This window comes from Hymenobacter ginkgonis (assembly GCF_009755225.1).
Taxonomy (GTDB): domain Bacteria; phylum Bacteroidota; class Bacteroidia; order Cytophagales; family Hymenobacteraceae; genus Hymenobacter; species Hymenobacter ginkgonis.
The window spans coordinates 68,129-81,058 of record NZ_WQKZ01000007.1; the positions used below are offsets into that span (position 1 = coordinate 68,129).

At 59.6% G+C, this 12,930-nt stretch carries 11 protein-coding genes; 6 read left to right on the forward strand and 5 right to left on the reverse strand.

Going from position 1 to position 12,930, the window contains the following annotated elements:
• Positions 1-462: 462 nt before the first annotated feature.
• The gene (locus GO988_RS20975) at positions 463-1,197 is read right to left on the reverse strand and encodes a DUF5020 family protein (RefSeq protein ID WP_157569301.1); all 735 of its coding nucleotides are present in this window, start codon (positions 1,195-1,197) and stop codon (positions 463-465) included.
• Between the two features lie 91 nt (positions 1,198-1,288).
• Here GO988_RS20975 and GO988_RS20980 point away from each other — a divergent pair, with 91 nt between their 5' ends.
• From GO988_RS20980 to GO988_RS23855, 4 genes are all read left to right on the forward strand, one after another.
• Complete coding sequence (locus GO988_RS20980; RefSeq protein ID WP_157569303.1) at positions 1,289-2,515, forward strand: hypothetical protein; 1,227 nt, start codon at positions 1,289-1,291, stop codon at positions 2,513-2,515.
• Between the two features lie 223 nt (positions 2,516-2,738).
• Positions 2,739-3,287: a helix-turn-helix domain-containing protein gene (locus GO988_RS20985; RefSeq protein WP_157569305.1), complete on the forward strand. Its 549-nt coding sequence runs from the start codon at positions 2,739-2,741 to the stop codon at positions 3,285-3,287.
• A gap of 102 nt (positions 3,288-3,389) precedes the next feature.
• Positions 3,390-4,592, forward strand: a complete 1,203-nt coding sequence (locus GO988_RS20990) for an ice-binding family protein (RefSeq protein WP_157569307.1) — start codon at positions 3,390-3,392, stop codon at positions 4,590-4,592.
• A 659-nt stretch (positions 4,593-5,251) separates the two neighbouring features.
• Positions 5,252-5,515 carry a macro domain-containing protein gene (locus GO988_RS23855; protein ID WP_198172974.1) on the forward strand — a complete coding sequence of 88 codons (264 nt, stop codon included), beginning with the start codon at positions 5,252-5,254 and terminating at the stop codon, positions 5,513-5,515.
• Between the two features lie 53 nt (positions 5,516-5,568).
• On the opposite strand, the gene GO988_RS23860 is transcribed toward GO988_RS23855, so the two are convergent.
• From GO988_RS23860 to GO988_RS21010, 4 genes are all read right to left on the reverse strand, one after another.
• Complete coding sequence (locus GO988_RS23860) at positions 5,569-6,156, reverse strand: PDDEXK nuclease domain-containing protein (RefSeq protein WP_198172976.1); 588 nt, start codon at positions 6,154-6,156, stop codon at positions 5,569-5,571.
• Between the two features lie 138 nt (positions 6,157-6,294).
• Positions 6,295-6,645: a DUF1016 N-terminal domain-containing protein gene (locus GO988_RS23865; protein ID WP_198172979.1), complete on the reverse strand. Its 351-nt coding sequence runs from the start codon at positions 6,643-6,645 to the stop codon at positions 6,295-6,297.
• 395 nt (positions 6,646-7,040) lie between these two features.
• On the reverse strand, positions 7,041-8,258 hold the full coding sequence (locus GO988_RS21005; protein ID WP_198172980.1) for an MFS transporter: 1,218 nt from the start codon (positions 8,256-8,258) through the stop codon (positions 7,041-7,043).
• Positions 8,259-8,338: 80 nt separating this feature from the next.
• A complete protein-coding gene (locus tag GO988_RS21010) occupies positions 8,339-9,364 on the reverse strand; it encodes an NAD(P)-dependent oxidoreductase (protein ID WP_157569311.1) in 1,026 nt (341 codons plus the stop codon).
• Between the two features lie 186 nt (positions 9,365-9,550).
• Here GO988_RS21010 and GO988_RS21015 point away from each other — a divergent pair, with 186 nt between their 5' ends.
• Positions 9,551-10,381, forward strand: coding sequence for a universal stress protein (locus GO988_RS21015; RefSeq protein WP_157569313.1), 831 nt, complete (start codon positions 9,551-9,553; stop codon positions 10,379-10,381).
• 101 nt (positions 10,382-10,482) lie between these two features.
• Entirely contained in the window at positions 10,483-12,897 is a 2,415-nt protein-coding gene (locus tag GO988_RS21020; RefSeq protein WP_157569314.1) for a phosphoketolase family protein, read from the forward strand.
• Positions 12,898-12,930 lie beyond the last annotated feature (33 nt).

A 12,930-nucleotide genomic window follows, 5' to 3' on the forward strand; every position in this document is an offset into this window, starting at 1 on the left:
ATAAGAGCACTAAAATACGGCTCCTGACAAGGTGCCTGGTAAAAAAGCAAGTAGCTTACCTAGCAGGCTAATTAAACTCATTGTTTTGATTTGAAAAGCATAGTAGCTACTAGCTTGTATTTTAAATCGTTGCAGCAATGAAGAAGCTCCTTTTTATTTAGCCAGCAACTGGTGAACGAGCCCGGCAACGGAGAGTGCAATCATACGTTTTAGCTTCCGCTTGCTAATAGGCGCGCCGTGTTTACTGGTCAGCCTCGCGCTTGGCTTGCCACACCTTCGCCCAGCGTAAAGTTTCACTGTAGCATTTGTGGAATGCCTTGCTAACCTGGCCCTTATTGGAAAGCTTTGTATTAGTGGTCAGTATTTTATGAATTTACATTTGTCTGGCAGTCGATACTAGCATGCCGCCGTTCGCCTACTTTCAGAATCCATTCAAAGTAGTCTGTTACCCTAATAGGGTATCTAAAACAGGTGCTTTATTCCAAGCGTGGGGTAGAGTTGTACCTGGTCTTTGGTGCTTAGCAGATGGTAGTATACATTGACCCGACTTCCCACCGCTAAGCCCTTGCGCACGGTAAACCAAAGTTGAGGGTCGCCGAAGAACGCTATCTTCTTACCAGTAAACTGGCTGGTTTCGGGGGTGCCCTGGTTGCGATTTTCGGTCCACCCCACCAAGCTCCCCGCCGCGAACAGCTTATAGTGGAAGAAGCCCCGGCCGAAATAGAAGGTCAGTTGCGGGTCGTAGCTAGGGCGTTCGAAGGCCGTGTAGCGGTAGAGGGCATTGACCGATAAAAAGGCTCCTTTCCACTGGAAGGGGTAGGCCAGGCCTGCCCCCAGGGTGCTGGTTAGATAAAAGCCGTAGCCGTCAGGCGTTACGCCTAGGCCGGCGGTGTAGTTAAGGGCTAATTGCACCTGGGGTTTCCAGTAACGCAGGGTTTGAGTGAGCTGGGTATACAACTGGCCCTGGTTGTGGCGCTGGCCCGTGAGGTCGGCCTGGAGCTTGAACAGGAAGGCCCCGTGGTTGAGCGTATCACTGTTCTTGAAGTACTCGAACGAGAGGGACGGAAAGTTGGACGAGTTGGCAGCGGGGGCGAGCGTGTGGCGCAGGTCGTAGTGGAACTGGAGGTTCTGTGCCAGTAGGCGGCGAGCCGGCAGCAGCAAGCCCAGTAGGAGTAAAACAGTAGCTACTTTTGACATGTGGCAAAGGTGCCAGCCGGCCCCCCGACCAGCAACAACTGGCCTGGAAACCTTCAGAATTGCCGTGGAAATGTTCTGGAATCGGCCCTATATGGAGCAGGTAAGTAACGAAGCGGCCTTTCGCCGCCTGTTTGAGGCGGTATGCCGGCAGGGACTGGGCCAGCCCCTGCACGCCCCCCTTTCCGAAGCGGACAGTAGGCTGCTAGCGGCCGCGATCTTAGAGCAGACCGGCTTGGTGGTGGGTAGCAAGAGCCTCAAAAATTACGCGCGCTACCTGCTCCACCGTACGGAGGGTAAGCAGGAAAATCCGTCGGTGGCCACGCTTGATACCCTGGCCCGCTTCGTGCTGCAAGCACCCCACACCGACGAGGGGCGGCGCAAAACGCACGAGAGTCATTATCCCTACTGGTTTCAGTACCGCAGCAGCCTCGCAGCCCCCTCCTTATCAATTTCTGCGGCGGTGCCTGCCCCAACGGCTACCGCCACTCCTCCTACGCCGTTGGCCCGCCGGCGGACACCGCGCTGGGTAGGCTTCCTAGTCGCAGCTTCTGTAGTAAGTAGTACGATAGCCGTAGGCTGGTGGCTGGTACGTGCTCCCGCCCCGACCGATTTCCACGATTCATTTACTAGTCTAGCCGCCGATTCGCTCCGGAACCGGGGGTGGTCAGTGCAGCACCTGGATACCGCGTGGTGGACGAAGCGGACGGCCCGTCCCGGCACCTGCGCGCTCTATACCCTGCCGGGCGATAGCTGGCCCGCGGGCCAGCGCCCAGCAGGTATTCGCAACCTGCTGGTGCGGCGCATTGGCGCGGAGTGCTTTTCGGCCGAACTGCACCTCGACCAGTTCTTCCCTCGCCACAACTGGCAGCAGGCGGGCCTCTTGCTTGCTGAAAACAAAGAATTTACTGGTAAGCTGCTGCGCCTCTCGCTGTCCTACAACGATTACTTCGGGGGCTACGCCCATCCCGCCGAGATTATCGTGCAGGGCCTGAGCTCGGCGGAGGCCGCCAGCCGCAGCAAGCCTGAGGAATTTGCGCACGTCCCCTTGTTTGCCTTGCGGTATCCCGCCGACGCGCTCGTCGCGGCCAACCTGCGCAAGTCGGCCCTCAAAATTGAAAAGAAGGGCCGCCACTTTCGGTTCCTCTACGCGACGGGCACGATGGAAAGCTTCGCCTTCACGGAAGCCGCCCGCGGGACCTTCGCTTTTGAGCCGCGCTACCTAGCCTTATTCGCCACGCAGGGCGTTGCGCCGGCTTCGTACGTCACGCCCGCTTACCTGGATTCCTTTAGTTTGGTAAAGTGGTCGTGCCAAGAATAGGCGGCAAGGGTGAGAAGCTAAAAGGGGCATCGTAACGGCGGTGTTTGATGGGTTGCGGGCTGTCTTTCATGACGCAGGAAGGGTAAAGCCTTATTCTGTCCAAAATTATCCGACCACCTCATTTCAACCCAAATACTTGCCTGTGCTTTTTTCTTATCCGCTGGCTAGTAGGGCCCGGTCTTGGTCAGCCCAGTCTAATTTATATTAATTTTAATTTATTTGCATGAAACCATATATTAAATACATGGTCAGCGTGCGCTGCAAAATGCAGGTGCAGGACAAGCTCGACAAGCTCGGGCTGCACTACGGCCAGGTGGATTTGGGAGAAGTAGAATTCAAGCAGGACATCAGCCCCGAGCAGCACGAGCAGTTGCAACGAGAGCTGCAGGAGCTAGGGGTCGAATTGCTCGACCACAGCAAAGGCGCCGTGATTGAACAGATTCAGACCTGCATCATGCAACTGGTGCTCAACGCCGATACGCTGCCAAAAATCAAAAACTCCGAATACATTAACCAACAGCTCGATAGAGACTACGCCTACCTTGCCACCCTTTTTTCGGAGTCCACCGGCGTCACCATTGAGCGCTCTATTATCCGGCACAAGATTGAGCGGGTAAAAGAGCTGTTGCTCTACGACGAATTGAACCTGACCGAAATCGCCGCTAAACTCAGTTACAGTAGCGTCGCCCATCTGTCTGGGCAGTTCAAAAAGGAAACCGGACTAACCCCTACCTTTTTCAAAGGACTGAAGCACAAAAAAAACTTGTTTTAACCCATGTAAACTATATAAATTATTTAGGGTAATATGTAAAAATCTAAGGGTTTAGGAGGTGGAGATTTGTACTTCACAAAGTTATCACTTTACTCCGAGCCCATGAAACTTCGCCTACTCCTATCCGCTGCCGCGCTGCTGATTTTGCCGCAGGTCGGTTTTGGGCAGGCCCCGCCGCCTCTGGGCGCTGCAGCTAGCTTTGTCTTGTTCACCGCGGTGGGCGCCGTCAACAACTCCGGCCCCACCCTCATCAACGGCGACATCGGCACCAATGCGGGAGCCTTCACGGGCTTTCTTCCTGAAATGCTCACTGGGCAAACTCAGGTACAGAACAGTGCATCTGTCCAAGCTGCGGCCGACGTACGGGCCGCATACAGTGCCCTGAGTGCGGTTACGTGCGGCATCACCATCGGCGTCAACTTGGGTGGGCAGACGCTTACCCCCAATACGTACTGCACGGGGGCGGCCGCCACGCTGAACGGCACCTTGACCCTCGACGGCCAGGGCGACCCAAATTCGTTGTTTATTCTCAACATCGACGGGGCACTGGCCACCGGAACGGCCGCAAGCGTGGTGCTAATTAATGGCGCTGCTGTCAGCAATGTCTACTGGCGGATAACGGGCCGGTTCGACTTGGGGGAGAATGCCCTGTTCCGCGGCACGATTCTTTCCGATGGGGCCATCAACCTGATGACGGGCTCCCGCCTTATCGGGCGCGGGCTCTCGCAGGCGGGCGCTATTTCGTTGGCGACCAGCACTGTTTCCATCCAACCAGCGGGGCCATTACCTGTGGAATTGACAGCGTTCTCGGTCGCACAACAGAGCCGTGCTGCCCTGCTGCGCTGGACAACGGCATCCGAGAAGAACAGCAATTACTTCGAAGTGCAAAGCAGTTCTGATGGCCACGTGTTTGCCCCGTTGGGGCGAGTGCCGGGTCATGGCACCTCCTCCGTCGGCTACGCTTACACTTGGACAGACCTAGACATCGCGCATTACCCAGCGGCCATCGTATACTACCGCCTACGCCAGGTAGACACGGACGGCACAGCTACTTTTTCACCAGTGCGAGCGCTGGCTGTGGGCAGCAGCGCAGCACCCAACGCCCTGGTACTCTTTCCCAACCCGACTCACGGGCGGGTTCAGTGGACGACCTCGACAGACGGCCCAGCGGAACTGCTCGACCTAAGCGGCCGAAGTATCTGCACGGTTCCGGTTGGGATACTAGCCTTGGATCTGACCAGTATCCCCGCTGGCGTGTACATCTTACGTTGTGGGCGAGAGTCGACCCGACTGACGATATATTAATAGGGACATTACTGACTGCAAACCCTGGATTGCAACACGTAAAAGAAGCAGGAGGGGCTCAACATTGCCCCCCCCCTTTCAGAGCCACTGGGCTTATTGGTGGCCAAGCAGTAGTAGGTAGTAGCGACCAAGTAGCAGCAAGCAGGCCAAGTCCGATCCACCCGGGTTACCCCACCGAAAGCGAGGATAACCTACTCTGAAAACCGGTCAAGCCGGTCTCAAAACCGGTCAAACTGCTTTCAAAAAGCACGCATTTACCTACCGATTTGACCGGTTTGCCTGACCGGTCAAATCGGTTTTCGGACCGGTTTGTAGCGCGATGACGTAGGGCGGCAGGCACTTAGGGGGCTTAGATCAGCTCTTTTTGAGCCGCTACTTTACGTATTGGAAACTATAAGACTTTTGAGTGAGCCAGTTTTACCTTCGAAATGAAGTAATAAATAGGTGATGCAAACGGAAAATAGGTGATGCAAACGGAACATGATGATCTAGTCCAGAAAGCGAAAGCAGGCGAATTTGACGTTATCGTGCACGGCTGTAATTGATTTTGTCAGATGGGCGCTGGTATCGCCAAAACCATCAAACAGGTATTCCCTGCTGCCTATCAGGCTGACCTCACAACGGTATCCGGGGACCACAGCGAACTCGGTAGCTACTCCGTGGCCCATATAGATGTCCCCGGCAAAGTGTTGACTATCTTCAATGGGTACACGCAGTATCAGTGGCGCGGAGGTGGGCTAAAAGCAGATTATGCCGCCATTAGGCAAGTCTTTCGAAGCGTGAAGCAGGCGTATGCTGGCCGCCGCATTGGCTACCCAACTCTTGGCGCGGGGCTAGCGGGAGGAGACTGGACCCTTATCGCGGCCATCATTGACGAGGAGCTCGCGGGCGAAGAGCATGTATTTGTGCAATGGACCAAGTAGCCAACCACTGTAGGCCCTGCTGACTACCCTGCTCGCGCACTGAAGCCAGTTTATTAAGGTTGATCAGCTCCCGTAGGTGTCGTGGACTTGCTTTCGAAAGGTGCCTGCAAGGCCGGCGTTACGGCATCGAGACGGCGCACCAATTCTTCGTTGAAAGGAAAGAAGGGCCGTAGTTCGCTGGGCAGTGTATCGAAATACGTGTAGGTTGCCACGACGATGGGTTTGTTGACATCACGCAGGGCAAATTCGACTACCGTGCGGTTTTTACTCTGGCAGGTGATAATGCCGATGCTAGGTTGCTCATGTGCCTTGCGCACGGTGTCATTGAGCACGCAGAGGTAGCAGTTCATCTTACCCGCGTACTCGGGCCGGAACTCGTCAATCTTGAGCTCAATGGCCACCAAGCATTGTAGTTCGCGGTGGAAGAGCAGTAAGTCAATAAAATACTCCTGCCTCGCGAGTTCTAGCCGGTACTGATTGCTAATGAAGGTGAAGTCCCCATCCATCTCGCTCAAAAAGCGCCGCACGTGGCTGAGCAAGGCCTGCTCCAACTCATATTCCGAATGCGGCACACTCAGTTCCAGAAAGTCAAAGAGGTATTCGTCTTTAAGAGCTAGCACGGCCGGGGCGTGCTGCGCCACTGGCAAGGTCTGTTCGAAGTTGTGCTGGGCTGTGACGGTCTTCTGGTAGGCCTGGGCTTGCAGCTGATGCAGTAAGGTGGCTTTGGTCCAGCGGTGCTGAAGGGCTTGGCTTACGTAGAAGAAGCGCTCGTGCGCGGACTACGTTTTCTCCAAGATGGCCACATTCAGGCTCCAGCCTAATTCTCGCACCAGTGGTGCGAGAATCTCCTCGTGGGCGTAGGCTAAATAGAAAGCCCGCATGCGCCACAGATTAGAAGCCGAAAAGCCGCTGAGGCCCACAAATTCGGTTTGCAGGTCGTGAGCCAGCGTTTCGACAATCTTCTTGCCCCAGCCCGCTTGCTGCCGCCGTTCGGCAATCAGTTGTCCTAGGTCCCAATAGAGCTGCAGTTGCTCGCGGTTAACGGCCTGTAGGGCTTGGTACTGGGCGGCACGTACCCGCTGTTTGATAGCGGTGAGAAACTGCGGGTAATCGGCGGGGACAAAACTCATGGGCAAAGCCGACGCAAGCGGAACGCACGCCGAGCGAGTGGAAGTCAGGGGAAACAGGCCCAAGTTCGGCAGTTCAGTTAGAAAAGCCCCGCGAGCTCTTGCTTCCTACGCCGTCAGGTAGCAGGTGGTATACTGTTCACATTACTCTCCCGAAAAAGAGCTCAAAAAACGGCCTTTCGAACCAGCTGAGTGGGATGCTGAAAGCGTTCAAAGAACGAACTCTCTGTTGAACGCTATGCGCATCTAGTAAGGCACCCTTATTGGAGTAATACGCCTTGATAATCAATGGATTAAATTGTGAGGAAAGCTTGGGTCTACTAAGGAATGGAGGTTTGCAAAATTAGCAGATGGCTCATCAATAAGACGGTGTAAGTGACTGTTATGCCCCTTTAGCCTTAGGCAATTACCGCCGGACGTAGCTCCGTAGCTGGCACAACAATTTGAGCGACTTGCTTACGTCCAGTCTCGCGCAGAAATAGGCTGCCGATGATGGCCAGCCCGATGCCCATCAGCCAAAACAGCCCCGCCGCCCGAAAGTGCGCTAGTGGGTCAGGCGCCGTGGCCAAGCCCTGCCCAAACCAGCGCCCAAATAGCGGCCCCACCAAGGCCGTGACGCCAAACGTCAGGAAGTTCATGGCCCCGGTGGCGCTGCCCTTCACCTGGTCGGGGTTTACCTCCTTGATGATGGAATATGGAATCATAGCTACGCCCGAGGCGACGCCAAACAAAAACAAGCTGGCGGGCAGGGGCAACCAGCCGGGCAGCAGCACAAACTGCGCAAAGCTGAGCAGCATGAGCCCGGCCCCGGCCAGCAGCACGGGCTTGCGGCCCACGTGGTCGGCGGCCCAGCCTAGCAGCGGGCAGCCCACCACCCAGCCCAGCGGCACCATCGAGCAGGCCCAGGTGGCCGCGACGTAGCTCACCTGCCAGTCGTGCTGCAAAAAGGCTACCCCCCACGTCATGGCAAACAAGGTGGTGGGGGCAAACAACAGGCCCGCCACCAGCCCACACAAGTAGGACTGCGGATTGGAAAAAACAATACGTAGCGTGGCACCTAGGCTGGCTGGCGGCTCAGCGGTGGGCTGAACAGCCTTAGGCACGGCCGGAATGATAAACTGCAGCCCCAGGCCGATGAGCAGGTTAGCCCCGCCCATGGCCAGCCAAAACGTGTGCACACCCAGGCCCTGCCGCAGCAGCGGGCCCACTGCCGACTGCCCCACCGAGCCGCCTAGCATGCCCAGGCACTGCGTAGCGCCGATGGCCGTGGCCAGCGAGCCCGCCGAGAACGCATGGGAAGCCAAATACACTGCCCCAATGAAGGCAAACGCTGACCCCATGCCCTGCACCAGTCGCCCGGCATTGCCGGCTGCCGCATCCGGAATGGCGAACAGCAGACAGCCTAGCGCCAACACGCCTACTCCGGCTGGCACCGAGTACTTAGGCCCCAGGCGGTCGAGAGCAAAGCCAGCAATTAGGCCCGTAAGCGCATAGGCGTAGTAGTAGGTGCCCAAGATATTCCCTATCCCCCCGGCCGACACGCCGAAGGCCCGCGCCAGCTCGGGAATCATGACGGCGGGCGACGAGCGAATGGCGTAGGCTAAAAAATAGAACATCAAGGAAAATACCCAGGCAATGACGTAGGGCCGGGTAGAGCTGCCAGTGGCTTGCATATACTTTATTTATAGAATGTTACCTAAGCAATAGCCAGGTCGACTGGAACGACCACTACTGACAGCAACTCGTTGGGGGCGGGCTGGCCGGCGAGCCAGCAGCCCAGCGTTTCAAGCGACGCGGTGGCAATGTTGGTCAGCGCGTCGCGGGTCAGGAAGCCCTGGTGACCCGTTACCAGCACGTTAGGGTAGGCGAGGAGCTGGCGCAGCACCTCATCGTGGAGGGGCTGCTGCGAGTGGTCATTGAAAAACAGGCCCTTTTCGTACTCGTACACATCTAGGCCCAGGTAGCCCAGCTGCCCGGTGGCCAGCGCTGCCAGGGCGGCCTGGGTGTCGAGCAGCGCGCCCCGGCCCGTGTTGATGAGCATGACGCCTGGCTTCATCTGGGCCAGCTCGGCCGGGCCCAGCAGGTGCCGGGTGGCCGGCGTGAGCGGCGCGTGCACTGAGATAACGTCGGCCTGGGCGTAGAGCACCGCTAGCGGCACGTATTTGAGGTCGTAGCGCCGGGTCAGCTCGTCGTTTTCCTGCACGTCGTAGCCCAGCAGGCGGCAGCCGAAGCCGTGCAGCAGCCGCGCCAGCGTGCCCCCGATGGTGCCGCAGCCAATGATGCCCACCGTTTTGCCGTGCAGGTCGAAGCCCACCAGGTTGTCGAGCCGGAAGTCGGCACGGCGCACTTGGGCATCGGCCTGGCGCAGGTGGCGGTTCAAGGAGAGCATGAGGGCCAGGGCGTGCTCAGCAATGGCGAAAGGCGAATAGTGCGGCACGGTGGCCACGCGCAGCCCGAGGCGGTGGGCCGCGGGCAGGTCCACGTTGTCGTGGCCCGCCGAGCGCACCAGTAGGTAGCGCACCCCCAGCGCCCGCAGCTGCGCCAGTACCGGCGCCGACGCGTCGTCGTTAACAAACACCGCCACGGCCACGCTGCCGGCGGCCTGCGCGGCGGTTTCCAGCGTCAGGGCTTCGTCCCGAAAATTGAACGCGTGCTGGCCCTTGGCTGCTGCTAGCAGGTAAGGACGCTCGAAAGGATAGGCGCTGAAAACGCTGATGGTCATACTATGGAGAAAGAAGTAAGCTGCCCAGCAGTAGGGGTAGAGCGACGCAAAAAGGCGAGCTGCAAGATTACGTGACCAGTTCAGCCGCCTGCTTGACGAAAGTCATGTGGCGGACTTGACTTTGCGCATGGTCGGCGCTGCCCGGCGCCCGGTCCTTTGCCCTAGGTTTTACCCCTTCGGCAACTGTTGACTCATGGCTCCTTCGCTGCTCCTGCTCACCGACTTCTTTCGCGCTGCCGACCAAGCGCTCGACTACGCCCCAGTCTGGCCGCGCCGCTCGACGCCCGGCTGGTGCTGCTGCACGTGCGCCGCGATTCCCTGCTCGACCCCGACCGGCTCACCGGCGAGCTCTCGAATCTGAACCAGGAAGTAATCGCGCTAGCCCTGAAGCGGATGGCGGGTAATCTGGCCGTGCCAGTAGTAGCCGAAATCGGCCACGGCCGGGTAGTAGACGCCGTGGCCGATGCCGTGAGCCGGCACCACCCGCTGCTGGTAGTGCTGGGCTGGCCCAACTACGCCGATATTCCCGACGAGCTGGTGCACACGACCTCGCTCGACATCCTGCGCACGGCGCCCTACCCCCTGCTGGTAGTGCCGGCCGCCGTGGCCGCCACCACGCCGCCCACGCGGGTGCTGCTGGCCCTCGACCGCGAAGCCTTTACCCTAGGCGACTACGCCGGCATGGCCCGCCATCTGCTCAACGCATTGGGCGCAGAGCTGACCGTGCTGCACGTGGCCGCCCACCCCGGCCCTGAGGACCGGGAGGCCGAAGTGCTGGAGTCGGTGCGGTGGACGGGGCTGGCTAGCGACCTGCCCACGCCCGTGCGCTACCGCCACTCCACGGCCGCCGCGCCAGCTGAGGGCATTCTGGCCGTGGCCCAGCCCGCCGACTACGATTTGGTGGTGGTGCTGGCGCGGCCCCGCAGCTTCTGGGGCGAGCTATTCCACCGCAGCGTTACGGCGCAGGTGCTGAAATACAGCGCCATCCCGGTACTGGTGCTGCCCACCGAAGCCTGATGCAGGTCAGGAATACTTAGTGTCGCACAAACAGTTGGGAGCCCATGAGCGCCTGGCTGCCGGCGCTAGGCCTCACTTAAAACATTAATCCACTGTATAGTATGGAAACTACCACCCTCGCCCTGCCCACGGCGCCAGCCTTCGATACCCCGCTCGCGCCCGCTGCCCTTCGGCTCGTTGATGCGTACTGGCGGGCGGCCAACTACCTCTCGGTAGGGCAGATGTACTTGTACGACAACCCCTTGCTGCGCGAGCCGCTGACGCTGGCCCACATCAAGCCGCTGCTGCTGGGGCACTGGGGCACCACGCCGGGCCAGAACTTCATCTACACCCACCTCAACCGGGCGATTCGCAAGTATGACCTGGACATGATTTACGTCTGCGGCCCCGGCCACGGCGGGCCGGCGGTGGTGGCGGGCACCTATTTGGAAGGTACCTATAGCGAGGTCTACCCCCACATCAGCGAGGATGAGAACGGCTTGCGCAAGCTGTTTCGGCAGTTCTCGTTTCCGGGCGGCATTTCCAGCCACGCGGGCCCCCAGACGCCGGGCTCCATCCACGAGGGCGGCGAGCTGGGCTACTCGCTCAGCCACGCCTTCGGGGCCGTGTTCGATAACCCCGAGCTGATTGTGGCCTGCGTGGTGGGCGACGGCGAGGCCGAAACCGGCCCGCTGGCCACGGCCTGGCACGGCAATAAATTTCTCAACCCCGCTACCGACGGGGCGGTGCTGCCCATCCTGCACCTGAATGGCTACAAGATTTCCAACCCCACGGTGCTGGCCCGCATCACGCCCGAAGAATTAGACCAATTACTTCGCGGCTACGGCTGGACGCCCTACTACGTGGAAGGCCACGAGCCCGCGCTGATGCACCAAGCCATGGCCGCGGCGCTTGACGAGGCCGTGGAAAACATCCTGGCCATTCAGCACAACGCTCAGGCGCAGACCGAGTCTATCCGGCCGCGCTGGCCGCTCATTGTGCTGCGCTCGCCCAAGGGCTGGACCGGCCCGAAGGAGGTCGATGGCCTGCCCAATGAAGGCTCTTTCCGCGCCCACCAGGTGCCGCTGGTCGTATCGGCCGAAGCGCCGCCTGCGCACCTGGCGCAGCTAGAAGCCTGGCTGCGAAGCTACCGGCCCGAAGAATTGTTTGATGAAGCCGGCCGCCTGCTGCCTGAGCTAGCCGAGCTGGCCCCCCTAGGCAACCGCCGTATGGGCGCCAACCCGCACGCCAACGGCGGCCTGCTGCTGCAACCGCTGCACCTGCCCGATTTTGCCGACTACGCCGTGGCCGTGCCCGCGCCGGGCACCGTGGAAGCCAGCGACACGGGTACGGTCGGCAAATTCCTGCGCGACGTGGTGGCGCGCAATTCGGCCCCGCGTAGCTTCCGCATTTTCGGGCCCGACGAAACGCTCTCCAACAAGCTGGGGTCGGTATTCGAGGCCACCAGCCGGCAGTGGGACGCCGAAACGGCCGCGCACGACGAGTTCTTGGCCCCCGCAGGCAGCGTGGTGGAAATGCTGAGCGAGCACCAGTGCGAAGGCTGGCTGGAGGGCTACTTGCTGACCGGCCGGCACGGGCTCTTCAACAGCTACGAGGCGTTCATTCACATCGTCGATTCGATGTTCAATCAGCACGCCAAGTGGCTGAAAACGACCCTAGAGATTCCGTGGCGGCGCAACATCGCCTCGCTCAACTATCTGCTCACCAGCACCGTGTGGCGGCAGGACCACAACGGCTTCACGCACCAGGACCCCGGCTTCATGGACCACGTGGTGAACAAGAAAGCCAGCATCGTGCGGGTGTATTTACCGCCCGATGCCAACTGCCTGCTCTCGGTAATGGACCACTGCCTGCGCAGCCGCCACTACGTGAACGTGATAGTGGCCGCCAAGCACCCCGCCCCGCAGTGGCTGAGTATGGACGCGGCCATCAAGCACTGCACCCAGGGCATCGGCATCTGGCCCTGGGCTAGCTCCGACGCCGGCCAGGAGCCCGACGCCGTGCTGGCCTGCTGCGGCGATGTGCCCACGCTCGAAACCCTGGCGGCCGTGTCCATCCTGCGCGAGCACCTGCCGGAGCTGAAAATTCGGGTCGTGAACGTGGTGGATTTGCTGCGCCTGCAACGCAGCACCGAGCACCCGCACGGCCTCGCCGACGCGGATTACGACGCGCTGTTTACGCGCGACAAGCCGGTGATTTTTGCCTTCCACGGTTACCCCTGGCTGGTGCACCGCCTCACCTACAACCGCCCCAACAACACCCACCTGCACGTGCGCGGCTACAAGGAGGAAGGTACCATTACAACGGCCTTCGACATGACGGTACTCAACGAGCTCGACCGCTTTCACCTGGCGATGGACGTGCTCGACCGCGTGCCCCAACTCGGCAACCAGGGCGCGCACCTCAAGCAGTACCTAAAGGATAAACTGGTGGCCCACAAGCAGTACATCTACCGCCACGGCCAGGATATGCCCGAAATCCGGGACTGGCAGTGGACGGCTGGAGTGACTGAATAGCCGACCTAGCGTGGGCGCCCTACCCTCGGCCCC